Annotated in this window: 23 protein-coding genes and 2 tRNA genes; 14 read left to right on the plus strand and 11 right to left on the minus strand. The window is 66.4% G+C overall.

Going from position 1 to position 25,287, the window contains the following annotated elements:
• A partial coding sequence (locus HZF05_RS12880; protein WP_246331992.1) for a very short patch repair endonuclease occupies positions 1–577 on the plus strand: 577 nt, incomplete at its 5' end.
• Positions 578–833: 256 nt separating this feature from the next.
• On the opposite strand, the gene HZF05_RS12885 is transcribed toward HZF05_RS12880, so the two are convergent.
• Both HZF05_RS12885 and cpdR read right to left on the minus strand, forming a co-directional pair.
• Positions 834–908, minus strand: a tRNA-Val gene (locus tag HZF05_RS12885).
• A gap of 57 nt (positions 909–965) precedes the next feature.
• Positions 966–1,346, minus strand: a complete 381-nt coding sequence (gene cpdR, locus HZF05_RS12890) for a cell cycle two-component system response regulator CpdR (RefSeq protein WP_160362640.1) — start codon at positions 1,344–1,346, stop codon at positions 966–968.
• 131 nt (positions 1,347–1,477) lie between these two features.
• On the opposite strand from cpdR, the gene HZF05_RS12895 reads away from it, so the two are divergent.
• Positions 1,478–2,341 carry an N-formylglutamate amidohydrolase gene (locus tag HZF05_RS12895; protein ID WP_160362641.1) on the plus strand — a complete coding sequence of 288 codons (864 nt, stop codon included), beginning with the start codon at positions 1,478–1,480 and terminating at the stop codon, positions 2,339–2,341.
• 208 nt (positions 2,342–2,549) lie between these two features.
• Here HZF05_RS12895 and HZF05_RS12900 read toward each other — a convergent pair whose 3' ends face one another.
• The 3 genes from HZF05_RS12900 to HZF05_RS12910 all read right to left on the minus strand — a co-directional run bounded on the left by HZF05_RS12900 (position 2,550) and on the right by HZF05_RS12910 (position 5,408).
• Positions 2,550–3,098, minus strand: a complete 549-nt coding sequence (locus tag HZF05_RS12900) for a cytochrome b (protein ID WP_160362642.1) — start codon at positions 3,096–3,098, stop codon at positions 2,550–2,552.
• Between the two features lie 19 nt (positions 3,099–3,117).
• Positions 3,118–3,894 (minus strand): SapC family protein, encoded by a 777-nt coding sequence (locus HZF05_RS12905; protein WP_160362643.1) that lies wholly within the window; start codon positions 3,892–3,894, stop codon positions 3,118–3,120.
• A gap of 62 nt (positions 3,895–3,956) precedes the next feature.
• The gene (locus HZF05_RS12910; protein ID WP_160362644.1) at positions 3,957–5,408 is read right to left on the minus strand and encodes an FAD-binding oxidoreductase; all 1,452 of its coding nucleotides are present in this window, start codon (positions 5,406–5,408) and stop codon (positions 3,957–3,959) included.
• 142 nt (positions 5,409–5,550) lie between these two features.
• On the opposite strand from HZF05_RS12910, the gene HZF05_RS12915 reads away from it, so the two are divergent.
• From HZF05_RS12915 to HZF05_RS22315, 3 genes are all read left to right on the plus strand, one after another.
• Positions 5,551–6,015, plus strand: a complete 465-nt coding sequence (locus HZF05_RS12915; protein WP_160362645.1) for a hypothetical protein — start codon at positions 5,551–5,553, stop codon at positions 6,013–6,015.
• Positions 6,016–6,105: 90 nt separating this feature from the next.
• Complete coding sequence (locus tag HZF05_RS12920) at positions 6,106–7,476, plus strand: DEAD/DEAH box helicase (RefSeq protein WP_160362646.1); 1,371 nt, start codon at positions 6,106–6,108, stop codon at positions 7,474–7,476.
• Positions 7,477–7,598: 122 nt separating this feature from the next.
• Complete coding sequence (locus HZF05_RS22315) at positions 7,599–8,603, plus strand: diguanylate cyclase (RefSeq protein ID WP_160362647.1); 1,005 nt, start codon at positions 7,599–7,601, stop codon at positions 8,601–8,603.
• 10 nt (positions 8,604–8,613) lie between these two features.
• Here the strand turns inward: HZF05_RS22315 and HZF05_RS12930 are convergent, their stop codons facing one another.
• Positions 8,614–8,937, minus strand: coding sequence for a hypothetical protein (locus HZF05_RS12930; RefSeq protein WP_160362648.1), 324 nt, complete (start codon positions 8,935–8,937; stop codon positions 8,614–8,616).
• Between the two features lie 188 nt (positions 8,938–9,125).
• Between HZF05_RS12930 and HZF05_RS22155 the strand changes: the two genes are divergently transcribed.
• A complete protein-coding gene (locus HZF05_RS22155) occupies positions 9,126–9,251 on the plus strand; it encodes a hypothetical protein (protein WP_281367513.1) in 126 nt (41 codons plus the stop codon).
• A 9-nt stretch (positions 9,252–9,260) separates the two neighbouring features.
• Here the strand turns inward: HZF05_RS22155 and HZF05_RS12935 are convergent, their stop codons facing one another.
• The 4 genes from HZF05_RS12935 to HZF05_RS12950 form a co-directional block, all read right to left on the minus strand.
• Positions 9,261–10,835 carry a peptide chain release factor 3 gene (locus HZF05_RS12935; protein ID WP_160362649.1) on the minus strand — a complete coding sequence of 525 codons (1,575 nt, stop codon included), beginning with the start codon at positions 10,833–10,835 and terminating at the stop codon, positions 9,261–9,263.
• 42 nt (positions 10,836–10,877) lie between these two features.
• Positions 10,878–11,192, minus strand: a complete 315-nt coding sequence (locus HZF05_RS12940; RefSeq protein WP_160362650.1) for a hypothetical protein — start codon at positions 11,190–11,192, stop codon at positions 10,878–10,880.
• Between the two features lie 28 nt (positions 11,193–11,220).
• Positions 11,221–13,161, minus strand: a complete 1,941-nt coding sequence (locus tag HZF05_RS12945) for a M1 family metallopeptidase (protein WP_160362651.1) — start codon at positions 13,159–13,161, stop codon at positions 11,221–11,223.
• Between the two features lie 64 nt (positions 13,162–13,225).
• Positions 13,226–13,975 carry an HAD-IIB family hydrolase gene (locus HZF05_RS12950; RefSeq protein WP_160362652.1) on the minus strand — a complete coding sequence of 250 codons (750 nt, stop codon included), beginning with the start codon at positions 13,973–13,975 and terminating at the stop codon, positions 13,226–13,228.
• A gap of 172 nt (positions 13,976–14,147) precedes the next feature.
• On the opposite strand from HZF05_RS12950, the gene HZF05_RS12955 reads away from it, so the two are divergent.
• The 8 genes from HZF05_RS12955 to HZF05_RS21645 all read left to right on the plus strand — a co-directional run bounded on the left by HZF05_RS12955 (position 14,148) and on the right by HZF05_RS21645 (position 23,144).
• The gene (locus HZF05_RS12955) at positions 14,148–15,257 is read left to right on the plus strand and encodes a DUF47 family protein (RefSeq protein ID WP_160362746.1); all 1,110 of its coding nucleotides are present in this window, start codon (positions 14,148–14,150) and stop codon (positions 15,255–15,257) included.
• 4 nt (positions 15,258–15,261) lie between these two features.
• Entirely contained in the window at positions 15,262–16,260 is a 999-nt protein-coding gene (locus HZF05_RS12960) for an inorganic phosphate transporter (protein WP_160362653.1), read from the plus strand.
• Positions 16,261–16,288: 28 nt separating this feature from the next.
• Positions 16,289–17,605: a replication-associated recombination protein A gene (locus HZF05_RS12965; protein ID WP_160362654.1), complete on the plus strand. Its 1,317-nt coding sequence runs from the start codon at positions 16,289–16,291 to the stop codon at positions 17,603–17,605.
• Entirely contained in the window at positions 17,602–17,934 is a 333-nt protein-coding gene (locus HZF05_RS12970) for an MmcQ/YjbR family DNA-binding protein (protein WP_160362655.1), read from the plus strand. Before HZF05_RS12965 ends, HZF05_RS12970 begins: the two co-directional genes overlap by 4 nt.
• Entirely contained in the window at positions 17,931–18,791 is an 861-nt protein-coding gene (locus HZF05_RS12975; protein WP_160362656.1) for a hypothetical protein, read from the plus strand. Before HZF05_RS12970 ends, HZF05_RS12975 begins: the two co-directional genes overlap by 4 nt.
• Before the next feature lie 29 nt (positions 18,792–18,820).
• A tRNA-Thr gene (locus HZF05_RS12980) sits at positions 18,821–18,895 on the plus strand.
• Positions 18,896–19,076: 181 nt separating this feature from the next.
• Positions 19,077–21,962, plus strand: coding sequence for a TonB-dependent receptor plug domain-containing protein (locus HZF05_RS12985; protein ID WP_160362657.1), 2,886 nt, complete (start codon positions 19,077–19,079; stop codon positions 21,960–21,962).
• Positions 21,963–22,076: 114 nt separating this feature from the next.
• Positions 22,077–23,144: a cell wall hydrolase gene (locus HZF05_RS21645; protein WP_220129840.1), complete on the plus strand. Its 1,068-nt coding sequence runs from the start codon at positions 22,077–22,079 to the stop codon at positions 23,142–23,144.
• On the opposite strand, the gene HZF05_RS12995 is transcribed toward HZF05_RS21645, so the two are convergent.
• The gene (locus HZF05_RS12995; RefSeq protein WP_160362658.1) at positions 23,110–25,245 is read right to left on the minus strand and encodes a prolyl oligopeptidase family serine peptidase; all 2,136 of its coding nucleotides are present in this window, start codon (positions 25,243–25,245) and stop codon (positions 23,110–23,112) included. The two genes, HZF05_RS21645 and HZF05_RS12995, sit on opposite strands and share 35 nt — an antisense overlap.
• Positions 25,246–25,287: the final 42 nt, after the last annotated feature.

A 25,287-nucleotide genomic window follows, 5' to 3' on the forward strand; every position in this document is an offset into this window, starting at 1 on the left:
TGAACCTGCTGCGCTTCATTCCGTCCGACTCCTTCGCGTCGGACTCTACCCAAAATCGGTCACATTCCAGGGGCGCACGTCAACAGCCATGCCATCACCCGACTCAAACAACGAAAAATCCGCGGAAGAAACACGCAGCCGCATCATGCGGGCGGTGCGACGAGCCAATACCCGACCCGAAATTGTGGTTCGCAGGCTGTTGCATCGAATGGGACTCAGATTTCGCCTCCATCGACGCGGGTTACCGGGTACACCGGATATTGTCCTACCGGGGCGCCACACGGCGATCTTCGTGCATGGCTGCTTCTGGCACCGACATTCGGGATGCCGGATGGCGTCCATGCCGAAAACACGTATCGACTTTTGGCAGCAAAAGTTCGACCGCAACGTCGAGCGTGACCGCGACAACGAGCGAGCCTTGGTCGATCAGGGCTGGCGTGTGCTGACCGTATGGGAATGCGAGACTCGCGACCTAGAGGCGCTAGCGGAGCGGTTGCGACACCTCTTTCACATCGAGCGCTCCAAGTCGGCTGACGCAGACAGCGCAAGCAGCGGCGGCCGTTGCTGCGAAACTTAAATACTAGAGCATCAGCCGAATCATCGGACCGGTGCGCTGCATATTTGCTGCCCACCTGTTTGGGGCACATTACTCCTGCAAAAACACGCTTGCTGCCTGCTGCACAGCGGCCGAAGGCGCGGCACGAGACGGCGATGACAGCATCTTGCTGTCCATTCGCTGTCCACCCCCGCCCCCTCACCGCACCCTCACCGCATCACCACGGACGACAAGCATAGGAAAACCCCGAAAAACCAATGGTTTTCCGGGGTTAATCTGGTGGGCGCGGCAAGGATTGAACTTGCGACCACTGCGATGTCAACACAGTGCTCTACCACTGAGCTACGCGCCCGTGGGGGGTGCCTCTAGCCATGCGGTCATCCGATGGCAAGCGGCTTTCCTCCGATTTTTACAGGTCGCCCTCCGCCACCGTGCCGAGGCCGAAGATGCGGTCCACCTCCAGCACCAGATCGCGCAGGTGGAAGGGCTTGGAAAGCACCTTGGCGTTCGGATGGGTGATGCCGCCCTTCAGCGCCACCGCCGCGAAACCGGTGATGAACATCACGCGCATGTCGGGCGCGATGCGGCCCGCGCGCTGCGCAAGCTCGATGCCGTCCATCTCGGGCATCACGATATCGGTGAGCAGCAGGTCGAAGCTCTCGCTTTCCAGCAAGGGCAGCGCCGCCGTGCCGCAATCGACCGCGGTGACGTGATAGCCGACCTTCTCCAGCGCGCGCGTCAGATACTCGCGCATCGAGTTGTCGTCCTCGGCCAGCAAAATCCTGATCATCGTCCGTCCAAACGCCCCCGCCGGCTGTCTTGATCCCTGGCGGGCTTGACCCCGCTCCTGCGCGTCGATCGTTAAGATTCGGCAAGTGCCGAACGCTTGCCCGACGCGCTTGCGATCCCTAGCAGATTAGCATGACCGCGCATCCACCGGAACCGAGCGCCTATGCCAGGTTGGGACAGGCCGGCGCGCGTTCGCCGCTGGTCGTCGCGGTGCCGCATGCCGGGCGCCATTATCCGCCCGAGATGCTCGCGGCGGCGCGCCTTCCCCAATCCGCGCTGGAGACGATCGAGGACCGTCATGCCGATCTGCTGGTGGCCGATGCCGTGCAGGCCGGCGCGGTGGCGATCGTGGCGCGGATGGCGCGGGCCTATGTCGATCTCAACCGCGATGAGCGCGAGATCGATCCGGTGCTGCTGGGCGAGCGTGCCGCAGCCGGAACCTGGCTGACGTCGCCCAAGGTCGCCGGCGGGCTCGGCGCGATACCAAGCCGGATCGCGGCGGGCGGCACCGTCTGGGCGAGGCGGTTCGATGCCGAGGAGATCGAGGCGCGGATGACCGCGGCGCATCGGCCCTATCATGCCGCGATCGGGCAGGCGATGGACGAGGCGGTGGCGGTACACGGCATCGCCATCCTGATCGACTGCCACTCCATGCCCCCTCTGGCGGGCCGGGGCGCGCATGCTCGCCTCGTGGTGGGCGACCGGCATGGCCGTTCCGCCGAGCCGCGATTCGTCGCCGCCGCGATCGACGCGGCCAAGCGCGAAGGTCTCACGGTCGCGCGCAACCACCCCTATGCGGGCGGCCATACGCTGGACCGGCACGGCAATCCCCGCGAGGGCCGTCACGCCATCCAGATCGAGCTGGATCGCAGCCTGTATCTCGATGCCCAATTGCGGATGCCTACCGAAGGCCTCAGCCGTGCCCGCCGGATCATCGCTGCCATCGCCCTGGCGCTGGAAGACGAAGCGCGGGGCACCCTGCTGGCTGCCGAATAAAAAAACCGCCCCGCGTTTTCACGCGGAGCGGCCAAGGTTCAGGGAGGAACGCGCCCGAAGGCGCGTCGTGCGCGATCACGAAGGGGGGCATGACCGCGCACTTCTCTAAATAGGCGAGCGCGCGATTGGTTCAAGAGATTCGGTGCAAAAAAATCACGGCTTCGACTAAATGTGTATGCGAGCCGATTAAATGCTTGACTCGAAGCGATCAGCCGCCCGGCAGCATCCGCGCCACCGTGCCGTCCCGATCGACGAAACGGTGCTTCAGCGCGGCGCAGATGTGCAGCACCAGCAGCGCGATCATGAGGTAGGCGAGCTGCTCGTGCCGCTCGGCGACCATGTGGCTGACCTCCTTGTCCTGTGCGACCGGAAACATCGGCAGCGGGAAGAGGCCGAAGAATTCGAGCGGGTGGCGCTTGGGGCTGGCCGAAGTGAAGACCCAGCCCGACAGCGGAATCAGGATCATCAACGCATAGAGCAGCCAATGCACCGCATGCGCCAGCCCCTTCTCCCATTTCTTGACCGTCGCGGGCAGCGGCGGCGGCCGGTGGGTGAAGCGCCAACCGAGCCGGACCAGGCTCAGGATCAGCACCAGCATGCCGATCGACTTGTGCAAGGGGATCGCGCCGCGCAGCAGCGATTCGTGCAGCAGCCCGATCGTGAGATTGATGATGACGAGGACTGCGATCGTCCAGTGCAGCACGATCGCCACCCGGGTGTAGCGAGCGGTCCCGCCGAAACCGAACACAGTCCCCATATCGACCCTCCCTAGGCGATCATCCCAGCATCGGTCCGTTTGGCGGCGGCAGCATGCCACGCTGGGACTGGCGGCCGAAGATATCCGCCATGCGCTGCAGCGAGAATAGGTGCGCGTAGACGAGCGCCATCAGCCCGTTCTGCAGCCACTTGCGGGCGACGTCGCCGCGCAGGTTCTTCACCGCATCCTCGGAGATGATCTGGAAGCCGCGATAGATGTAGGGCTGCGCCGCGCCGGTCGGCTGCGCGCTGAACTCGCCATCGGTCAGCAGCTTCTGCTCCTTGATGTCGTTGAAGAAGCCAGTGGTCATCGCGCTGGCCTGCTCCACCTGCTCGCAGAATTGCAGGACCGCCTTGGTCCGCTCGCTGGGCTGGCCGTCCTGGAAGATCGGCTCGCCCTCGTCGAACTGACCGATCACCTCGGAGGTGGGATCGACGCATAGCGAGAGATCGTCCGTGTCCGGGCTGAGCCGCGCGAGCAGGAACGGGTAGCGGCGGACATAGGCCGGCACGTACCAGTCGTCCGGGAACATGCCGCGCTCGTCGACGATGACGTTCACGCCTTCGTTCAGACCCATCAGCGCGAGCGGCACGGGGTTGTCGCCCAGCGAGAAGACGATCGGGTAGAAGCGGCTCGCCTGGATGAACTCTTCGACCAGCAGCGGCACGGCATGCGCGTTGTTGAGGAACTTCGCGCCATCCACCGCGCGCAGCTTCCAGTCGCCATGCTGCTGCGACGAGATCGGGACGAGTTCGTTATAGAAAAGCGGCAGGCCCTGCTGGGGTGCGCTCGCCATGACATCTTACTCCTGAAAAATCCGGTCGGCACGGCCCCCCCGCCCCGACGAAGCCCCGTCGTCTATTGGCCGGAGCCGTCTTCTGCAAGCGGCAGCAGGGCTCCGGGGTTCATGATTCCGGCCGGATCGAGCGCCGCCTTGATCGCGCGCATCGACGCCAGTCGCACCAGATCCGCCAGCGCGGCGAAGTCGGCGCGCTTGAACCGGCCGATGCCATGTTCGGCGGAAAGCGTCCCACCCGCCTCGGTAACGAGGCCGTGGACGAAGCGCGAGACGGCGGCCGCCTGCGCGGCGAACCAGGCCTTGTCGTCGCCGCCCGCCGGCGCGCGGACGTTGAAGTGGACGTTGCCGTCGCCGAGATGGCCAAAGGCGATCGGGCGCGTGCCGGGAAAGCGTGCAACCACTGCCGCGCTCGCCTGCGCCATGAAGGCCGGCATGTCGGCAACCGGCACGGCGATGTCGTGCTTGGCGGCCATGCCGTCGCGCGCCTCGGCTTCGGAAAGGCTCTCGCGCAGCTTCCAAAGTGCTTCCGCCTGCGCCTCGCTAGCCGCGACCATCGCGTCGCCGGCAAGCCCGGCCTCGATCGCGCCCATCAGTTCCGACTGAAGCCGCTCGCCGATATCCGCGCCGCCCACCGCTTCGACGAGCACATTCCACTCCCACGCGTGGGACAATGGGGGCCGCGTATCGGGGATGTGGCGCAGCACCAGTGCCAGCCCCTCCGCAGGCACGAGCTCGAAGCTTTCGACGGCTTCGCCCAGCCGATCCTCCAGCCGCCGCAACAGGGTGAGCGCGTCGCGCGCCGAGCGCAGCCCGATCCAAGCCACAGCGCGCGCCTCGAACGCCGACACCAGCCGCAACGTCGCGGCGGTGACGAGTCCGAGCGTCCCTTCGCCTCCAATCAACAGCTGCTTGAGATCGTACCCCCGATTGTCCTTGCGCAAAGGCGCGAGGCCCTGGAACAGCGAACCATCGGGCAGCACCGCCTCGAGCCCCAGTACCAGCGACCGCATCGGCCCGAAGCGCAACACCTGCGTGCCGCCCGCATTGGTCGAGACGAGACCGCCCACCGTCGCATTGCCCTTGGCGGCCAGAGACAAGGGGAAGCGCCGCCTCCGCTCCCCCACCGCTATGTGGAGATCGGCAAGCACAACACCCGCCTCCGCAACTACGGCGTTGTCTTCTGTCGAGATCGAACGGATCGCCCGCATCCGCCGCATCGACACGAGGAGCGCCCGCCCCTCTGCCGGCCCGGCCGGCGTCGCGCCGCCGACCATCGAGCTGTTGCCGCCCTGCGGCACGATCGCGACGCCTTCGGCGCCTGCACACGCCACCACGAAGGCCGCATCCTCCGCCGTCGCGGGCGAGACAAGCGCCGCCGCCGCCCCGGTCACTCGCCGGCGCCAGTCGGTCAGCCATGGCGCGAGATCGGCCGGATCGGTGGTGAAGCCGCGCGGCCCGAGCCGCGCGGCAAGCGCGCGCAGTAAGTCGGGGGAAGGCATCGGATAAGCCATGCTCGTTCCTAGCTTCCCACCCCGATCCGAGACAATCGCCATTGTCCGGACATGCATTTCACCACTGAAATTCATCGACTGTTCAACACCGTCCGGTCAGCGTCCCCGCCGTCATGACAAGGATCCCCATGAGCCGGCGGCGATGATCTCGCTCGCGCTGGCCTCCCTTCTCGCGGTTCCCTCTGCCCAACCGGCGCCGCACGGCGACGCGGCGAACGGCATCCAGGTCGCCGACGTCGTGGTCAGCCAGTCGATCATCATCCGCGTGCCCGCGCGGCGGTCCCAGCGCTACCGGCCCGCCGGAGAGCCGCCGGCGGCACCGGCCTTCAAGGAGCATAAGGGGCCGAAATGCATTGATGCCGCCACGATCGGCGGTGCTGCGGTGACGGCCCCCAACAGCGTCGATTTCATCGTGAAAGGCGGCAAGCGCATGCGCGCCGTCCTGGAAGACGAATGCCCTGCGCTCGATTATTATTCGGGTTTCTACTTCCGCGCGCCCGCCGACGGCAAGCTTTGTGCGGATCGCGACTCGATCCATACCCGCTCGGGCGGCGAGTGCCAAATCGACAAATTCCGCGCGCTGACGCCGATAGATCCCGGCAGATAGCCCCTTCCGCCTTGACTCTGGCGGCTTAAACCTTCAGCGCGGCGACGTTCCCGCGTGCAGGCTCGCATGCGGGCCAATCCGGATTCCCGCATGAGCTTCGCCGATCTCGGCCTGTCCGACGAAACCCTCCGCGCCGTCACCGAGGCGGGCTATACGGAGCCGACGCCCGTGCAGGCGGCCGCGATCCAGCCCGTGCTGATGATGCGCGACCTGATCGCCATCGCGCAGACCGGCACCGGCAAGACGGCGAGCTTCGTGCTGCCGATGATCGACATCCTCGCTCACGGTCGCGCCCGCGCCCGCATGCCGCGCTCGCTGATCCTCGAGCCGACGCGCGAGCTGGCCGCGCAGGTCGCCGAGAATTTCGAGAAGTACGGCAAGTATCACAAGCTCTCGATGGCGCTGCTGATCGGCGGCGTGCAGATGGGCGACCAGGTGGCGGCGCTGGAAAAGGGCGTCGACGTCCTCATCGCGACGCCCGGCCGCCTGATGGACCTGTTCCAGCGTGGCAAGATCCTGCTCACCGGCTGCTCGATGCTCGTCATCGACGAGGCGGACCGGATGCTCGACATGGGCTTCATCCCCGACATCGAGGAAATCTGCACCAAGCTGCCGACCAGCCGGCAGACCCTGCTCTTCTCGGCCACCATGCCGCCGCCGATCAAGAAGCTGGCGGACAAGTTCCTGTCCAACCCCAAGCAGATCGAGGTGGCGCGCACCGGCTCGACCAACGCCTCGATCGAGCAGGCGCTGGTCAGCACCACCTCGCGCGGCAAGCGCGACACCCTGCGCGGCCTGCTGCGCGCCGAGGACGTGAAGACCGCGATCATCTTCGCCAACCGCAAGACCACGGTGCGCGAGCTCAACCAGTCGCTCAAGCGCCATGGCTTCGCATCCGGCGAGATCCATGGCGATATGGAGCAGGCGCAGCGTATCGCCGAGCTCGATCGCTTCAAGGCGGGCGACATCAACATCCTCGTCGCCTCCGACGTCGCCGCGCGCGGGCTCGACATCAAGGGCGTCAGCCACGTCTTCAACTTCGACGCGCCCTGGCATCCGGACGACTATGTCCACCGCATCGGCCGCACCGGCCGCGCGGGCGCGACGGGCAAGGCCTTCACCCTCATCACCGATGAGGACGCCGAGAACATCGCCAACATCGAGAAGCTGACCGGCCAGACCATCCCGCGCATCGAGGGCGCCAAGGCCGAAGCGCCCGCTCCGCGCGAGGCCCGCCCTGCGCGTACCCCGCGCGAGGAACGTGCCCCCCGTGAGGAGCGCACGCCTCGCGAGGAGCGCGGCTCCGGCCGCCGCGACCGGGATCGCGCTCCGCGCGAACGCGATCGCCGTGATGCCTCGGCCCCGCAATATGCAGCCGGACCCGAGCCGATCGCGGCCGATGCCGACGCCAACTGGAACGGCCCCGTGCCGGCCTTCCTCAGGGTCAGCTTCGAGGACTGACCTCTTTCCGTAACCGTTTCGCCATTTCTTAACGCCTCACCGCTATCACCATTCCAGCGCACGGATCTCGGATCCGCCGGGGGGCGGCAACCGTGGGCATGAGGGATGGGGCGGCCGCGCACGTGAGCGAGAGCAGAGGCACATTCGATCGCATCCGTGCCCTTCTGGAGGAGGGCGCGATCGCGCCCACGCCGTCCAACTACGATTTCCTCTATCGCTACGTCACCGGTGCCGACCCGCAGCTCGTCGATGCGGTGGACGTCGCGCGCCGGAATAACGGCGCTCTCGCCGATCGCACCATCGCCCATATCCGCCGCGAGCTTTATGGCACCGGCCGTCAGGGCGTGGGCCGCATCCTCGAGGATACCGAGGCGCAGCTGGCGCGGATGAACGACTATGTCGAACGCCAGGATGCTGGCGCGCGCGACTATGCCAGCAAGCTCAGCCGTTCGGACATCGATGCCTCCGCCACGCTGGAGCGCCAGCGTCAGATGCTCGCCGAGATGATCGAGGCGACCAACCACATGCTTTCGACGACTGAGCAGCTGCAGGCCGAGCTCGCCGCGTCGAGCCGCGAGATCGACATCCTGAAGCAGGATCTCGAGATCGCCCGCGTCGATGCGCGTTCGGACGCGCTGACTGGCCTTTCCAACCGCAAGGCCTGCTGCGACTATCTGGACGCGCAGCTCGAGCGCGCCCGCAATGAGGGTCGCCCGCTCAGCCTGATCTTCCTCGACATCGATCACTTCAAGAAGTTCAACGACAATTTCGGCCACCGTATGGGCGACGAGGTGCTGCGCCTCGTCTCGGCGAGCCTCGAGCGCTTCTTCCACGGCCGCGGCTTCGTCGCGCGCTGGGGCGGCGAGGAGTTCGTGATCGTGATGCCGATGCACGAGGCTGAGGAGGCAAGCCAGTTCGCCGAGCGTTTCCGCCAGCATATCGGCAGCCGCGCGGTGAAGGCGCGCCAGTCCGGCCGCGAGGTCGGTCGGGTCACGCTGTCGCTGGGCGTGGCCGGGCTGCTGCCCGAGGACAGTGCCCAGACGCTGATCGACCGTGCCGACGCCGCGCTCTACGACGCCAAGGCCGACGGCCGCGACCGCGTGGTCTGCTGGAAGGCCGCAGCGTAAGGCGCGAGCCTTACTGGCAGGCCATCCCCGGATCGAGCAGCTTGCGGACGACCCACTCGCCGGTCTTTTCATCCTGCCTTCCGATCAGCTCGTACACGCAGGCGCCGTGGAAGAGGAAGTTGCCCTTGCGGAAGCTCGCCATCTGCTCGCCCGACTGGAAGTGCCAGGGCGGCTGAGGCCCCGGCCGGCCACGCGAATCGAGCGTCCAGATATAAGCGCGTTCACCGGATGCGAGATTCCATACCTCGATCGGAGGGCCGTAATGCGCAGCGACATCGGTGATCGGCCGACCGCGATAGCCCGAAAGATCGGTCGATGCGCACCCCGCCAGCATGACGCACAGACAATCCGCTTCACGGCGATACGCCAGCCCGGCCGGCGGTCGATCATCCCGGTCATGGCCCCTCCCTGCCGTAACGAGGCAGCGGGAAGCGACCGCCTGCGTCAATCCCGCCGCCGCTAACGGCTTTTCAACCCTTTCCAGGCGATAAGCGACGCTCGACTATCCACGGAAGGCCGCTCATGCTCAAACTCTGTGCCGGCATCTGCTGCCTGATGGGCGCGGTCGTGATCACGTATATCGTCGGCTCGGGCGGCGCGGGCCGCTCGGCCGCCATAGCGCCGGCGTGGATCTACGCCCACTATTGAGCGCGGACGTCAGGCCGACGCCCGCTCCCGCGTCGCGCTGAAGCGCACCTTGGGCGCGCGCTCGGCGACGTAGTTCACCTCCCAGGCATCACGCGCGAGGAAGACGGGGGCGCCGTCGCGGTCCTCGGCCATCGCGCCCCCGCGCCCTTCCATGAAAGCCTTGAGATCGGCCGGGTCATCGGCCGAGAGCCACCGGGCGGTTTCGAACGGCGCGGGCTCGAACTCGGCGGCGACGTTGTACTCGGCCTGGAGGCGCGAGATCAACACTTCGAGCTGGAGCTGGCCGACCACGCCGACGATCCACTGCGATCCGACCAGCGGCTTGAAGAGCTGGGTGACGCCCTCTTCCGCCATGTCGACGAGCGCGGTGCGCAGCTGCTTGGTCTTGGTCGGGTCCAGAAGCCGGATACGGCGAAGGATTTCCGGCGCGAAGTTGGGAATCCCGGTGAAGGTGATCGCCTCGCCCTCGGTCAGCGTGTCGCCGACGCGCAGCACGCCGTGGTTGGGGATACCGATGATGTCGCCGGGCAGCGCCGTCTCGGCCAGCTCGCGATCCTGCGCGAAGAAGAAGATCGGCGAGTTGATCGCGATCGTCTTGCCGGTCTGCACCTGCTTCAGCTTCATGCCGCGCCTGAACTTGCCCGAACAGACGCGAAGAAACGCAATTCGGTCACGGTGTTGCGGGTTCATGTTCGCCTGCACCTTGAAGATGAAGCCCGAGACATTGCCTTCGTCCGGCGTGATCGGGCGCGGGATGGCGGGCTGCTGGCGCGGCGGCGGGGCATAGTCGCCGATCGCGCCGATCAGTGCGTCGACGCCATATTCACGCAGCGCGGAGCCGAAGAAGACCGGCGTCTGGTCGCCGTGACGGTAAGCGGCGAGGTCGAAGCCGCCATAGCCACCCAGCGCCAGTTCCGCCTCCTCGCGCAGCCGCGCGGCGCCTTCGGGCGATACGAGGGTTTCGAGGCGCGGATCGTCGAGACCGGTCAGATGTTCGTCGGTTTTATCAGGCCTTGACAGAGTATTGCGCCGGAAATCGAAGAGACCTTCGTAGATGCCGCCCATGCCGATCGGCCAGTTCATCGGCGTGACGTCGAGCGCCAGCTTGTCGGCCACCTCGTCCAGCAGCACGAAGGGATCGAGGCCTTCGCGATCGACCTTGTTGATGAAGGTGGCGATCGGCACGGAGCGCAGGCGGCACACCTCGAACAGCTTGCGGGTCTGCGCCTCGATCCCCTTGGCGGCATCGATCACCATCACCGCCGAATCCACGGCGGTCAGCGTGCGGTAGGTGTCTTCCGAGAAGTCCTCGTGGCCCGGCGTGTCGAGCAGGTTGAAGGTCAGCGTCTCGCCGGTCGAACTCGGTCGCTCGAAGGTCATCACGCTCGACGTGACCGAGATTCCGCGCTGCTGCTCGATCTTCATCCAGTCCGATCGGGCGCGGCGGTTGTTGCCGCGCGCGCGGACCTCGCCGGCGAGGTGGATCGCACCGCCGGCGAGCAGCAGCTTCTCCGTCAGCGTGGTCTTGCCCGCGTCCGGGTGGGAGATGATCGCGAAGGTGCGGCGGCTCTCGGAAGGATTCATGCGCGGCCATGTAGCGTATCGGCCCGCAAAAGCGAGGGGGCGCTATTGCGGATCGGGCTTCCGGTGATTGGGCAACTCCTTGGGGTGCGCCTTCGCCCAATCCCGGGCGACATCGTTGAGCGAATGCGGCTGATAGACGCGGATACCCGAATTCGCCGGCTGAACGAGCGGCGCGGACGACATCGGCGCCGGCGCGGAGCGGCCGGCCTGATTGTCGATCCGCGCGCCGATGCGGTGGGCGCCATTGCTGCCCGACGGGCTATGATCCGCGAACAGGTTGTTGTGCGCATCCTCCATCGTCTGGGCGACGGCGGGCATCGGCAAAACGGCAACGGCAATAGCAATCAGTGCGCGCATCGGTGTCTCCCTGCCGGATCATATCCCATCACTGGGCTGCCAGCACGTTGTTGCTGCGGTCATGATCGGGCAGCCTGTGATCCGGATCGAGCGTCGCCCTCACCACCCGCTTGCCCGGCGCGATCACGATGTCGCTCGCCGTCTGCCGGATCCACGTCTCGGCTGGCAGGTGAATGTCCTCATGCGAGCTGTCCGCATATTCGACGCGCAGCGTCACCGGCATCACCATCGGGTCGCGATTCTCGACCGTCACCAACGTGCCGCCGTTCGCGGCCGGAGCGATCTTCGTCACCGCAACGTCATAGGTCGAATTGGTGAGGTACCAGCCGCGCCACCACCAGCTCAGATCCTCGCCCGCCTCGCTCTCCATGAAGCGGAAGAAGTCGGAGGGCTTGGGGTGCTTGAACGCCCACAGCGCGATGAAACGGCGGAAGGCGGGATCGAAACGCTCCGGCCCGAGAATCTCGTTGCGCAGCAGGACGAGCCCCAGCGCCGACTTGAAGTAGGTTACGGGGTGGCGATACTTTTCGATCACCGTGTCCGCGCGGCTGAGGATCGGCGGCGCGGCCGGATCGGCGAGGATCGGCAATATCTCGTCCACCGGGTTGCCGCCGCCCGGTGCGAACTCGCTGTCGCGCTTCGGGCCGAACTCGCCCTTGTTGAAATCGTCGCTCTCGAACGTGTCGATGAAGGTGTTGAAGCCCTCGTCCATCCAGGCGTCGCGCCTTTCGTCGAAGCCGACCATCATCGGGAACCACGAATGCCCGATCTCGTGGGCGGTGATCCAGAACAGCTCCTTGTCCTTGTCGGTGATGCCGTCGAAGACGATGCCCGGATATTCCATGCCGGATGCCGGCCCGGCGATGTTGATCGCCGCCGGCCACGCATAGGGGTACCAGCGCTTCGACATATTCTCGACCGTGTCCTTGACGTACTGGGTCGAGCGGTCCCACGCCTGCGGCCCGGCGCTCTCGGCCGGATAGTAGGACATGGCGAGCGAGGTCTTGCCGTTCGGCAGGATGATCCGCGCGGCATCCCAAGCGAACGCGTCGGACGCGGAGAAGGCGACGTCGCGCGTATCCTCCATCCGATAATGCCACGTTTTCGTGCCCGCCGCCGGGGCGGTGCCGATTTCCGACGGGGCCACGATCTTCACCGTCGCATCTGAGTTCGCGGCCTGAGCGAGCCGCGCCCGCTGCCGTGCGGTCAGCACCTCCTGCGGGTTCTGGAGCGCGCCCGATCCGGCGACGATCATGTTCGCCGGCACCGTCACCCAATAATCGAAATCGCCGTATTCGAGATAGAATTCCTGCGCGAGATACGGGAGCGTGTCCCACCCGCGCACGTCGTCATAGACGGCCATGCGCGGATACCATTGGGCGAGGTCATAGATCGCACCGCCCTTCACCGGACCCCACGCCATGCGCCCGCCGAAGGCGCCGGGAATATCGAAGCGGTAGCGGACATGGACCGTCACTTGCCCGCCCTTGCCCGCAAGGGGTGTCGGCAGGCGGATCTGGAGGCGGGTGTCGCTCTCGACGGTCTGAGCCGCGACGCGCTTGCCGCCCTGCTCCACCTCGACGCTCTCGATCGTATAGCCGTCGGTCGAGCCGGCGCTCATATATTTCGCCATTGCCGGCTCGGCGCCGTCCTTGCCGCGCGAATGCGGGCGGTACAGGTTCTGGTCGAGTTGGAGCCACAGCACGTCCAGCGTATCGGGCGAATTGTTGGTGTAGCGGATCGCCTCCTCGCCGGAGAGCGCATGGGCTTTCGTGTCGATCGTCGCGCGGATCTGGTAGTCGGCGCGGTTCTGCCACCATGAAGGCCCCGGCTGGCCGCTGCCCGAACGGACCGGATTGATCGGCCCCGGCAGACTCAGCGGCGCGAAGGCTGTGTGAGGATCGTAACCGGCAGCCTGCGCGCCACTTACCGCCAAAGCCGCCACACCGATCCACAAGCTCGCCCGCATCAACGCCTCCGCCACATAACGGTACGTTCGTGCAACAAGTCGTTGCCGGATGCGAGCGGGAATGTCAGCCGAGACAGTAGACGATCGCCTCGATCGCGCGCCGGGTCTCGTCGACCGAGCCGACCGCGATCGTGTCGACTCCGGCCTTGTCGGGCACCGAATAATCGTTGCCACCGGGATAGACGGCATCGCCCATGAAGATCATCTCGGACTTGGCGATGCCCGATTCCTTGACGAGGCGCTCGATCCCATAGGCCTTGTCGACGCCCTTGCGGGTCACGTCGATCGAGGTCGATCCGCCGATATTGACGGAGAGATCCGGCAGTTCCTGCTGCGCCGCTTTCTGCATAGCCTCGCGCTTCCTGCGATCCGGGTCCCATGCCTTCTTGGCATCCAGTGGCGCGTCCTGCCCGCATCCGGAGAAGGTGATCTGGCTGCCGCGATCCTCGATCTGCGGCCCCCATGTCTTCTCGTTGCGGAAGCCCGCCGCATCCACCGCCTTGTCCAGCGCGGCGAGGATATCGCGCTTCTCGGCCGCCGAGAAATCCTCGCGATAGACCGCACGCCAGTGACCGTCGGTGCAACGATACAGCTTGGTGCCGGTGGTCGGCATGATCCAGAGCCTCTCGCGCAGCGCCTTCCGGGGAAGCCGCCCGACCACCTGCTTCTCGAACTGCGGCCAGTCGCCGCCTGAGATCACGCAGACATGCGCAACTTCCGTCAGCCGCGCGAGACGATCGGCCATGTCCTCGTCGAGCGGAGCCTTGCTCTCCGCGAGCGTCCCGTCGAGATCGAATGCGATAAGCTTCTTCATGGGCAGCATTACTCGCGAAACGGGGGAATGATCCGGGTTGACCATTGCTCAATGCATCCCAGATAGGATCTTCGCGTTTCCATCCTGAAACAAGCCCCTTGCGCACCGCATGGAAATGATGTTCGGCGCGCAGGATTTCTTTTGTCATAAATCCGTAACAGGAGAGTTCCCGATCCGTCAGGTTGCTGCCCTTCCCTACCGCGTCGAAGCCGATGGATCGATGCGCGTGATGCTGATCACCAGTCGGGAGACGCAGCGCTGGGTGATCCCGAAGGGTAATCCGATCAAGGGTTTGCGCGCGCACGAGGCCGCGGCGCAGGAGGCATTCGAGGAAGCGGGGATCGAGGGCATTCCGTGCCCGGCGCTGATCGGCCAGTATCGCTACACCAAGCGTCGCAAGACCGGCGTGGCGCGGGTCGTCGACGTCGATGTATTCCCCCTCGCCGTGACCGGCCAGGCTACCGAATGGCCCGAGCAGGACGAGCGGACCTGCAACTGGTTCACGCTCGCCAACGCCGCCAGCGCGGTCGACGAGCCGGAACTCAAGGGCATTATCGCGGGCTTCCGCGAGCCGCCGCCGACGCCCAGCATCGGCGATCGCGGCGTCGCGATGCGCGAGGAAATGGGGAGGAAGTTCGCCTTGCTGCGCTGGTTCCAGAAACTGCTGCCATCCGAAGGTCGCTTCTTCGAACTGTTCGAGGCGCACACGGCGACCCTGGTGGCCGGCGCCGATTCTCTGGCACGCATGCTGCAGGGCGGGCCGGACCTCGACGCCCACATCCGCGAGATCGTGACGCAGGAGCAGAATGCCGACGATATCGCGCGCGAAGTGCTGCAGGACGTGCGCCGCACCTACGTCACCCCGTTCGACCGCTCGGCGATCACGGGGCTGATCGGCGTGATGGACGACGCCATCGATCAGATGAACCAGACCGCCAAGGCGGTGCAGCTGTTCGAGGTGCGCGAGTTCGCGCCACAGATGCGCGACATGGCAGGCATCATCGTCGAGGCCGCGCGGGTGACACAGGAGGCGATCCCGCTGCTCCGTTCGCTCGCCCACAATGCCGGGCGGCTGCATACGCTCACCGGTCGCCTGGTCGAACTGGAAGGCCATGCCGACGAGATCCACGACCGGGGCCTGAAGGCGCTGTTCAAGGCGAGCCAGAGCGATCCCATGCGCTTCGTGGTCGGCCAGGAGATTTACGCCCACCTCGAGAAGATCACGGATCGCTTCGAGGATGTGGCGAACGAGATCCAGGGTCTCGTGATCGATCACGCCTGATCCGATGGGTCATCTCGCTTTCCCGCTGCTGGTCGCGCTGATCGGCGTGGCCTTGCTGTTCGACTGGCTGAACGGATTGCACGACGCCGCCAACTCGATCGCGACCGTGGTCTCCACGCGCGTGCTCAAGCCGCAATATGCGGTGGCGTGGGCGGCCTTCTTCAACTTCATCGCCTTCCTGTTCTTCGGCACCCACGTCGCCTCGACGGTCGGCAAGGGGATCGTCGATGCGCATGTGATCGACGCCGGGGTGATCTTCGGCGCGCTGATGGGCGCGATCGTCTGGAACGTGCTGACCTGGGTGCTGGGTATCCCCTCCTCCTCGTCGCACGCGCTGGTCGGCGGGCTGATCGGGGCCGGCACCGCCAAGGCGGGCCTCTCCGCCGTGGTGTGGAGCGGCGTGATCAAGACGGCGGCCGCGATCGTGCTGTCACCCACCATCGGCCTGCTGCTGGCGCTGGTGCTGGTGCTGATCGTCGCGTGGACCTCGATCCGGATGACGCCGCTGCAGGTCGATCGCCGCTTCCGCAAGCTCCAGCTGGTCTCGGCCTCGCTCTATTCGCTCGGACACGGCGGCAACGACGCGCAGAAGACGATGGGGATCATCGCGGTATTGCTCTATTCGCAGGGGATGCTCGGCGGCGAGTTCCATGTGCCTTTGTGGGTGGTGCTGTCCTGCCAGACGGCGATGGGGCTCGGCACGCTGATGGGCGGGTGGAAGATCGTCCACACCATGGGATCGAAGATCACCCGCCTGACCCCGCCGCAGGGCTTCTGCGCGGAGACGGGCGGCGCGATCACCCTGTTCCTCGCGACGTTGGGCGGCATCCCGGTATCGACCACGCACACCATCACCGGCGCGATCGTCGGCGTGGGCGCGTCACGGCGGATGTCGGCGGTGCGCTGGAACGTCGCATCCGGCATCGTCGTGGCGTGGGTCGTGACGATCCCGGCCGCCGCGATCGTCGGCGCGCTGTTCTACGAGCTGACGCGGCTGTTCTGATCGGCCGCGAAATGCCTATATCGGCGCCATGGCCGATCTCTTCGCCGATACTGTCTCGCAAGCCGCCGTCCCGGCCGATAATGCCCCGCTCGCCGACCGGCTGAGACCGCGCATGCTGTCCGAAGTCGTCGGGCAGGAGCATCTGACGGGGCCCGAGGGCGCGATCGGGCGGATGGTGGCGGCGGGGCGCCTCTCGTCGATGATCCTGTGGGGCCCGCCCGGCACCGGAAAGACCACCATCGCGCGCCTGCTCGCCGACGCGGTGGAGTTGCGCTTCGTTGCGATCTCGGCGGTATTCTCGGGCGTTGCGGACCTCAAGAAGGTGTTCGCCGAAGCGCGTGATCATGCCCGCACCGGTACGCGCACCTTGCTGTTCGTGGACGAGATCCACCGCTTCAACCGCGCCCAGCAAGACGGCTTCCTGCCTTATGTCGAGGATGGCACGGTCATCCTCGTCGGCGCGACCACCGAAAATCCGAGCTTCGAACTCAACGCCGCGTTGCTCTCACGCTCGCAGGTGTTGATCCTCAATCGTCTTGGCTCGGGCGCGCTCGGCGAACTGCTCAACCGCGCCGAACAGATTGAGGATCGCCCCCTTCCCGTCACACCGGAAGCACGCGGCGCGCTGATCGCCTCGGCGGACGGCGATGGCCGCTTCCTGCTCAACCAAGCCGAGACTTTGTTCGCGATCGAGGTGGAGGAGCCGCTCGATCCTCAAGCGCTCGCCGCTCTGCTCCACCGCCGCATGGCCGTGTACGACAAGGATCGCGAGGGGCATTACAACCTCATCTCCGCGCTCCACAAGGCGGTGCGGGGCTCCGATCCGCAGGCGGCGCTCTACTACCTCGCGCGGATGCTGGAGGGCGGCGAGCAGCCCTTGTTTATCGCGCGGCGGCTGGTGCGGATGGCGATCGAGGATATCGGGCTGGCCGATCCGCAGGCGCTGGTCCAGTGCATCGCCGCCAAGGATTGCTACGATTTCCTCGGCTCTCCCGAAGGCGAACTGGCGCTGGCGCAGGCCTGTCTCTATGTCGCCACCGCGCCCAAATCGAACGCCGGCTACAAGGCCTTCGGCGCGGCGAAGCGGTCGGCGAAAGAAACCGGGTCACTGATGCCGCCCAAGAACATTCTCAATGCCCCGACCAAGCTGATGAAGCAGGTCGGCTATGGCAGCGGCTATCAGTATGACCATGACACCGAAGATGCCTTCTCCGGTGACAATTACTGGCCCGAGGAGATGGCGCCGCAGACCTTCTACACCCCCGCCCCACGAGGCTTCGAGGCGAAGATCCAGGAGCGGCTGGCCTACTGGGACCGCTTGAGGAAGGAGCGGCAGGGCGAATGATCTGGGACGATGTCGTCGCGCACGCGCTGACCCTGCCCGGCACCGAGCTGACAGCCTACTATGGCGGCCCGGCGGTCAAGGCGAACGGCCACCCGCTCGTCACGCCGGGGCGCGAGAAGGGCAGCTTCTGCCTGCACATCGATCAGGACACCAAGGCTATCCTGATGGAAACCAGTCCGGAAACCTTCTGGCAAACGTCGCATTATGACGGCTGGCCTTCGGTCTTGGTCCGCTACGACAGCGCCGATCCAGAGCGGGTGCTGGCGATGATCGAGCGCTCGCACGATTGGGCGATGAGCCGTAAGCGGCCGCGCCCTCGCAAGCGGTGAGACACTTCGAGCGCTTCGCCTGCATCGACTGGTCTGGCGCGACGGGAGCGTTCCAGCCCGGCATCGCCGTCGCCGTGTGCGAGCGGGGCGGACCACCGGCGCTCGTGCAATCGCAGGGGCAACACTGGTCGCGCGAAGAAGTACTGCACTGGCTGCCGGAGCAGGGCGATTGCCTGATAGGCTTCGATTTCTCCGCCTCGCTGCCCTTCGTCGATGCCCACGCATTCTTTCCCGGCTGGAGCGAGAGTCCCCCCGATGCCCGCACGCTCTGGGCACTGGTCGATCGCATAGCGAGCGACGAACCGAATCTCGGCGCCAACCGCTTCGTCGACCATCCCGAAGCATCACGCTATTTCCGCCGCCACGGCGGGCGCACCGGCGATCGCTTCGGCCACGGGATCGGCCGGATGCGCGTGATCGAAAGTGCCGCACGAACCGCCGGCGTGACCCCGACCTCCAGCTTCAATCTCGTCGGCGCCTCCCAAGTGGGCAAGGCGAGCCTCACGGCGATGCGCCTGCTCCATCAGCTGGGCGGCCGTGTGCCCGTCTGGCCGTTCGATCCGGTGCCGGAAAGCGGGCCGCTGATGGTCGAGCTCTATACGAGCCTTGCCGCCCGCGCCGCCGGTGTGCCCAAGGGCCGCAGCAAGCTGCGCGACGCGCAATCGCTCGACGCAGCGCTGGCCGCGCTGGGCGATCCGCCGCATGCAGCGCTCGCCCGCTATGACGACCATATCACCGACGCCATGATCGGCGCCGCATGGCTGCGCCGCGCCGCCGGGAACGAGGCGCTGTGGCACCCGACCGCGCTCACCCCGTCGCTCGCACGCACCGAAGGCTGGACCTTCGGCCTTTCATGACGCAAAGAGCGCCGGCATTTTGTTTTTGGGCCGGATTAGCACAGCGGTAGTGCAGCGGTTTTGTAAACCGAAGGTCGGGGGTTCGATCCCCTCATCCGGCACCACATCCCGATCATCGCGACGCGCGCGCGACCAAGCGACGCTTTCCGTCGACCAGCCTCCATGTAACGCGCTTGCAACAACATTTCGGCTCCGTCACCATGGTGCTGCAGGGGTGTTTCGGATGTAGGCGTCTAGACCTGTGCTGAAGCGTCGTGCCCCTGTGCAAAGAAGGGGTCCGTCTTAATGAAACAGTGGCTTCACTGCGCCTCCGTCGCGTCCGCGGCACTCGCCTGCGCAATCGCCCAGCCTGCCTTCGCCCAATCGAGCACGCCGCCCGCAGGCGACACGGCCGGCACGCCGGCGGCGACGCCGAATAGCGAGATCATCGTCACCGGATCGCGCATCCGCCACAACGCGTTCGACCAGCCCTCGCCCGTCACCTTCGTGGACAAGGCGGACATCGACCGGACCGGCCTCTCCGCCATTGCCGACGTGCTGCAGCGCCTGCCGAGTGCGGGCGGCGGCCTCAACACCAAGAACAACAGCTCGGGCAATCTGGGCAACCCGCAGGACGGCGGCGGCGTCGGCGCCGGCGCGGCGGAGATCGACCTGCGCTATCTCGGCTCCAAGCGTACGCTCGTGATGGTCGACTCGATGCGCTTCGTGAACGCATCGTCGGCATCGGGCGTGCCCGGTTCGGTCGACCTCAACTCGATCCCGCAGGCGGCGATCGAGCGCGTCGAGGTGCTACAGGACGGCGCCTCCTCGATCTACGGATCGGATGCGATCGCGGGCGTGGTCAACATCATCACCAAAACCAAGCAGGACGGCCTCGAAGTCTCGCTCCAGCACGGCCTCTACAAGGAGGGCGACGGCTTCACGCGCAATTACGACGCCAGCTACGGCTTCCACCTCGACGGCGCCGGCACCGATGTCGTGTTCGGCGGCAGCTACACCCAGCAGAAGCCGGTGTTCCGCGCCGATCGCGCCTTCGCGCTCTTCTCGCATCCCTTCATCACCTCGTGCGACAGCAGTTGCTCGTCTGCGACGCCGCTCGGCCGCTTCATCATCGGCGACGATTTCGACGGCACGCTGAACGGCGTCGTCCAGGGCAGGCCAGCCTACGACCCGGCCGATCCCTACGGCCCGACCAGCGACTTCCACGCTTTCAGCAATGCGGATCGCTATAATACCGCGCCGCTCAACTACCTGCTGACCCCGTACAAGCGCTACGCCGCCTTCGCCACGGTCACGCAGCCGCTCGGCGATCACATGAAGTTCAGCAGCAAGTTCTTCTTCAACCGTCGGCAGTCGGCCAACCAGGCGGCGCCGTTGCCGCTATTCGTCGGTCCCGGCGCGGGCAACGGCAACCTGCTCGACAATATCGATATCTCCGGCAGCAATCCCTACAATCCGTTCGGCGACCTGTGGGCCGGAAACCCCAATGAGCCGGCCGCCAACTACGGCGAGGTCGCCCGCCGCCTCGTCGAAAACGGCCCGCGCCACTACACCCAGACGGTCGACACCTATTATGGCACCGCGACGCTCAGCGGCGACTTCCAGCTGTTCGGCCACCAGTGGAACTGGGACGTCAACGGCGTTTACGGCAGGACCAGCGCGCACCAGACCTTCACCGGCAACGTCAACGCCCTGCACGTCCAGCAAGCACTGGGGCCGATCGCCAACTGCACCGATCCGTGCGTGCCGCTCGACCTGTTCGGCGGCGAGGGCACGATCACGCAGGCGATGCTCAACTGGATAGCCTTCACCGAGCATGACAAGTCGATGCAGAAGATCTGGGACGGCACCGTCAACGTCACCGGCGGCCTGTTCGACCTTCCCGCCGGTACGGTGAGCGTGGCGCTCGGCTACGAGCATCGCCACCTCGCGGGAAGCTTCACGCCCGATCCGATCATCCAGGCCGGCCATGGCGCCGATATTCCCGCGCAGGCGACCGCCGGCAGCTACAACGTCAACGAGGTCTATGGCGAGCTTTCGGTGCCGCTGCTCAAGGACAAGCCGTTCTTCGAGGCGCTGAACGCCTCGTTCGCGGCGCGTTATTCCGACTACTCCACCTCGGGCTCCAAGGTGACGCTGAAGGGCGGCGGCGACTGGAAGCCGGTGAAGGACGTGATGCTGCGCGGCACCTATGCGCAAGGCTTCAGGGCTCCCGCGATCGGCGAGTTGTTCGGATCGCTCTCCCGCTTCGACGCGCCGGTCACCGATCCGTGCAATGGACTGAACGCGCCGGGCTTCAACGCCACCGTCCGGCAGAACTGCATCAACGCCGGCGTGCCCTCCACCGGCAACTTCAACCAGACCGGATCGCAGCTCGGCGTGCTGACCGGCGGCAACACCGCGCTCAAGCCGGAAACCTCGCGCAGCTGGGTCGGCGGCGGCGTCTATTCGGCCAGCTGGGCGCAGAACTGGGCGCGCGTGCTGACGCTGGAGGCGAGCTACTTCAACATCCGCATCAAGGACGCGATCGGCGCGGTCGATCCGCAGACCATCCTCGATCGCTGCGCCAATACCGGCGACGCGGTGAGCTGCAACGCGATCAGGCGCAACCCCTCGGGATCGCTGCAGGGCCAGGTGACGCAGATCGTCGGTACGCTCGAGAACATCTCCAGCATCAAGACCGACGGGCTCGATCTCAACCTGACCTACCGCTCGCCGACTTTCGCGGCGGGCAGCTTCGGCCTCTCGTGGCAGAACACCTTCACGCTCAAATATGACGAGATGTCGCCGACCGCCGACGGCACCAGCACAGTCAAGCGCGCGGGAACGGAATCGGGCACCCAGGCCTATCCCAAGTACAAGTCGGTCGCGACGATCGACTGGTCGCTGGACGGGTTTAGCGTCTCGATCACCGGCCGATACATCAACAAGGTGCATGAATCGGGCGGCGATTTCGCCGGTCACGAGCTGGGCGCCCGCCTGTACGGCGACGTGCAGTTCCTGTGGGACACCAAGGTCTCGGGCCGCGACTTCACCTTCGCGGTGGGCGTGAACAACATCGCCGGCACCGCGCCGCCGGCTTGCTACAGCTGCTCGCTCGCGAATTACGACCCGGCGGTCTACGATCTGCCGAGCCAGTTCTTCTACGCGCGCGTCGGCGTGAAGATGTGAGGCTGAGGGGCCTTCCGGCATTCCGCCGGGAGGTCCCGACGCTCCGGAGCATTTACCGAACGCAAACCTTGTTTCGCTACACCGCAGCCTTCCGTCGATCATCCGGGCTGCGCCATGTACCGTCTATCATCGCTCGGCCTCGCGGTCCTCATGTCCGTGACGTCGTGCGTACCGCCTGAGACGCTGGCACCATATCCGGTGGCCGAGGCCGCGCACCCCGCGCCCAAGGCGGCGCACTGGGTGTCGCCGGGCACGATCCTGGCCGCCATGCCCGAGATGCCGGTGGCCCCGCCGCCGCCGCCCGGCGAGGCGCCCGCCCCGATCGAAGGTGCCCCCTCCTTCGTCGCGCAGGAGCAGAGCGCCGACGACGCGAGCCGCGCGCTCGATTGCCTCACCGCCGCCGTCTATTACGAGGCGCGCTCGGAATCCGACGACGGCCAGCGAGCCGTCGCGCAGGTGGTGCTCAACCGCGTGCGCAATCCCGCCTTCCCGGGTTCCGTTTGCGGCGTGGTCTATCAGGGATCGTATCGCACGACCGGCTGCCAGTTCAGCTTCACCTGCGACGGCTCGCTCGCCCATCGCCGCGAGCCCGGCGCGTGGGAGCATGCCCGCGAGGTCGCATCCGCCGCACTTTCCGGCGACGTCTATGCCCCGATCGGTGCGGCGATGTATTATCACACCACCGCCGTGCACCCTTATTGGGAAGACAGCCTGACGCCGGTGACGACGATCGGCGCGCACATCTTCTATCGCTGGAGCAACGCGCTCGACAACAGCTTCGAGTTCCGCCAGCGCTACGCCGGCATCGAGCCTGTCGGCGCCGGCCAGAGCGGCTGGGATGACGCACGCGCTGTGCTGGTACGCTACGGCACCACCGAATCCGCGGGCGTGATGGTCCATCGCGGTGGCGCGACCGAGACGGATGTCGCCTCCTCCACTGGCGGGATCGATCCCTCGCAGCCGGCGACGCTGGCGACCATCGCGGGCGTCACCATACACACCGGCGGCGGCATGGCGAGCGGCGGCAACGCGCCGGGCGTGCGGCTGCACTACGGCAACGGCGCATCCAAGCCTGTCGAGGCGGCAGTTTCGGCGGCCGAGACGGCGGACGCCGCCCCGGCACCGGACGCACCGGCCGCCGATGCCGCTACTTCGCAGCCGACTTCGGCAGCTCGAGATTGAGGTAGGTCGTCACCAGGGCGGCGCGCAACGCGTCCTCTTTGGGCTCGACACCGGCGGCGTGGCCGCCCTCGATCGCCTCGTAATAGAAGAACGGATCGTGCAGATCCTCCAGCCGCGCCGCGAACTTGCGGGCGTGGCCGGGATGCACGCGATCGTCCCGCGTCGAGGTGTAGATGAAGGGCGTCGGGTAGCGCACGCCCGCCTTGAGGTTCTGGTAGGGCGAATATTTGGAGATGAACGCCCAGTCGGCGGGCACGTCGGGATTGCCGTATTCGCCCATCCATGAGGCGCCCGCGAGCAGGTGCGAGAAGCGCTTCATGTCGGTGAGCGGCGATCCGATGATCGCGGCGCCGAACAGGTCCGGCCGCTGGGTGATCGCCACCGACGCCATCAGCCCGCCGTTGGATCGGCCAGAGACGGCGATACGGCCCTTCTGCGTGATCCCCGCCTTCACCAGATCCTCCGCCACCGCGTAGAGATCGTCATAGGCGTTCTGCCGTTTCTCGCGCAGCGCCGCATCGTGCCAGGCGGGGCCGTACTCGCCGCCGCCCCGGATGTTGGCGAGGACATAGGCGTTGCCCTCCTCCACCCAGTAAAGCGCCGCAGGACCCGAGCGATAGGGCTCGTTGATCAGGTAGGTCGGCGTCTGCGCCAGCTCGAACCCGCCATAGGCATGCATGTAGGCGGGGACCGGCCCCTTCAGGTCCTTCCGGTGGACGAGAAAGTACGGGACCTTCGTGCCGTCCTTCGAGGTCGCGAAATGCTGTTCGACGACCATGTTCGAGGCATCGAATTTCGCGGGCAGCGCCTGCACCGCGGCCGGCGCCGCGCCGGGCGTCACGCGATAAAGCGTCGGCGGGGTCAGCATGCCCTCGACGGTCGCGAAGGCCATGTCGCTGTCCGATGCCGCGGCGTCGAGGTGGATGGTGGACTTGTCGGCGAGCGCGATGGGCTGCCCGCTCCACGTGCCGTTTGCCGCGCGGCTCAGCGCGACGAGGCGGCCGGACACATCATCGAGCAGCTTTACCCAGACCACCGACTTGCCGGCGCCGACGTCCTCGACCGCCTGGTGCGCATTCGGCTCGAATACCGTCTCGATCGCCGGCGTCTTGCCGGCCAGCGCATCGGGGATCGAATAGGCCACGACGCTGCCCGCCTTGTGGCCCTGCCAGTCGCTCTTCAGCGTCGCGATCGCGCGGCCGTCCAGCACGTCGTCGAGATCGGCATCGTCGGGCAGCGGCGACGGCACCAGCCTGCCGTCTCGCGCGATATGGCTGAGCTTGTGGTGATAGAAATCGACGCCGCGATCCACCACCGGCCAAGTCCGCCCGCCATCGACGATCACGCGCGCATTCACCGAGACGTCGCTCTGCTGCCCCTCGCTCACCAGCGTGGCGGCCGAGAGCGGCGTGCCGCGCTTCCACAGCTTCACGATCCGCGCATAGCCGGAATCCGTCATGCTGCCCGGCCCGAAATCGGTGCCGACGTACAGGGCGTTCGGCCCCGCCCAGCTGACTTCCGTCTTGGCCTCGGGAAGCGAGAAGCCGCCGTCGACGAACCGCGCGCTCGCCATGTCGAACTCGCGCTCGATCACCGCGTCGCCACCGCCGTCCGACAGCGCGACCATGCATTTCACATAGGCCGGCGACAGGCAGGTCGCCCCCTTGAAGACCCATTTCCTGCCCTCGGCCTTGCCCAGCGCGCCGACATCGATCAGCGTGCGCCAGACCGGCTTCCCCGCCGCGAAAGCGTCGAGCGGCGAGCTACGCCAGAGGCCGCGCGGATGCTCGGCATCCTGCCAGAAGTTGAGTACCTGCCCGCCCTGCACCCGATCCGGCTCGGCGATCTTCTGCGTATCGGACAGGAACGCCAGCGCGCGGGACTGGTATTCGACGAAGTGCGGCTGCTTCTCCAGCGAATCGAGCGTGCGCGCGTTCCACGCCTTCACCGTCGCCATCGCTCTGGCGCCGTCGACCTGCTCGAGATCCAGATGCGGATCGGCCGGCGACGGCATGGTTTCGGCGTGACCGCCTGCCGCCAGAAGACAGGCAGCGGCAATGCCCCAACCCAGTTCGCGAATTTGCACGGTGATGCCTCCCATTCCAGAACGCTCTCTCATAGGCGTGCGAAACATCCCGACGGA

Source organism: Sphingomonas chungangi, from assembly GCF_013778325.1.
Taxonomy (GTDB): Bacteria; Pseudomonadota; Alphaproteobacteria; order Sphingomonadales; family Sphingomonadaceae; genus Solisphingomonas; species Solisphingomonas chungangi.

Excerpts from the sequence above, each read along its gene's own strand:
- HZF05_RS12965 (WP_160362654.1), top strand. The coding sequence starts at position 16,289 with ATGGCCGATCTCTTCGCCGATACTGTCTCGCAAGCCGCCGTCCCGGCC.
- HZF05_RS12985 (WP_160362657.1), top strand. The coding sequence starts at position 19,077 with ATGAAACAGTGGCTTCACTGCGCCTCCGTCGCGTCCGCGGCACTCGCC.
- cpdR (WP_160362640.1), bottom strand. The coding sequence starts at position 1,346 with ATGATCAGGATTTTGCTGGCCGAGGACGACAACTCGATGCGCGAGTAT.
- HZF05_RS12960 (WP_160362653.1), top strand. The coding sequence starts at position 15,262 with ATGGGTCATCTCGCTTTCCCGCTGCTGGTCGCGCTGATCGGCGTGGCC.
- HZF05_RS12895 (WP_160362641.1), top strand. The coding sequence starts at position 1,478 with ATGACCGCGCATCCACCGGAACCGAGCGCCTATGCCAGGTTGGGACAG.
- HZF05_RS12950 (WP_160362652.1), bottom strand. The coding sequence starts at position 13,975 with ATGAAGAAGCTTATCGCATTCGATCTCGACGGGACGCTCGCGGAGAGC.
- HZF05_RS12910 (WP_160362644.1), bottom strand. The coding sequence starts at position 5,408 with ATGGCTTATCCGATGCCTTCCCCCGACTTACTGCGCGCGCTTGCCGCG.
- HZF05_RS12930 (WP_160362648.1), bottom strand. The coding sequence starts at position 8,937 with ATGCTGGCGGGGTGCGCATCGACCGATCTTTCGGGCTATCGCGGTCGG.
- HZF05_RS12920 (WP_160362646.1), top strand. The coding sequence starts at position 6,106 with ATGAGCTTCGCCGATCTCGGCCTGTCCGACGAAACCCTCCGCGCCGTC.
- HZF05_RS12935 (WP_160362649.1), bottom strand. The coding sequence starts at position 10,835 with ATGAATCCTTCCGAGAGCCGCCGCACCTTCGCGATCATCTCCCACCCG.
- HZF05_RS12940 (WP_160362650.1), bottom strand. The coding sequence starts at position 11,192 with ATGCGCGCACTGATTGCTATTGCCGTTGCCGTTTTGCCGATGCCCGCC.
- HZF05_RS12970 (WP_160362655.1), top strand. The coding sequence starts at position 17,602 with ATGATCTGGGACGATGTCGTCGCGCACGCGCTGACCCTGCCCGGCACC.
- HZF05_RS12905 (WP_160362643.1), bottom strand. The coding sequence starts at position 3,894 with ATGGCGAGCGCACCCCAGCAGGGCCTGCCGCTTTTCTATAACGAACTC.
- HZF05_RS12945 (WP_160362651.1), bottom strand. The coding sequence starts at position 13,161 with ATGCGGGCGAGCTTGTGGATCGGTGTGGCGGCTTTGGCGGTAAGTGGC.
- HZF05_RS21645 (WP_220129840.1), top strand. The coding sequence starts at position 22,077 with ATGTACCGTCTATCATCGCTCGGCCTCGCGGTCCTCATGTCCGTGACG.
- HZF05_RS22155 (WP_281367513.1), top strand. The coding sequence starts at position 9,126 with ATGCTCAAACTCTGTGCCGGCATCTGCTGCCTGATGGGCGCGGTCGTG.
- HZF05_RS12900 (WP_160362642.1), bottom strand. The coding sequence starts at position 3,098 with ATGGGGACTGTGTTCGGTTTCGGCGGGACCGCTCGCTACACCCGGGTG.
- HZF05_RS12915 (WP_160362645.1), top strand. The coding sequence starts at position 5,551 with ATGATCTCGCTCGCGCTGGCCTCCCTTCTCGCGGTTCCCTCTGCCCAA.
- HZF05_RS12995 (WP_160362658.1), bottom strand. The coding sequence starts at position 25,245 with ATGGGAGGCATCACCGTGCAAATTCGCGAACTGGGTTGGGGCATTGCC.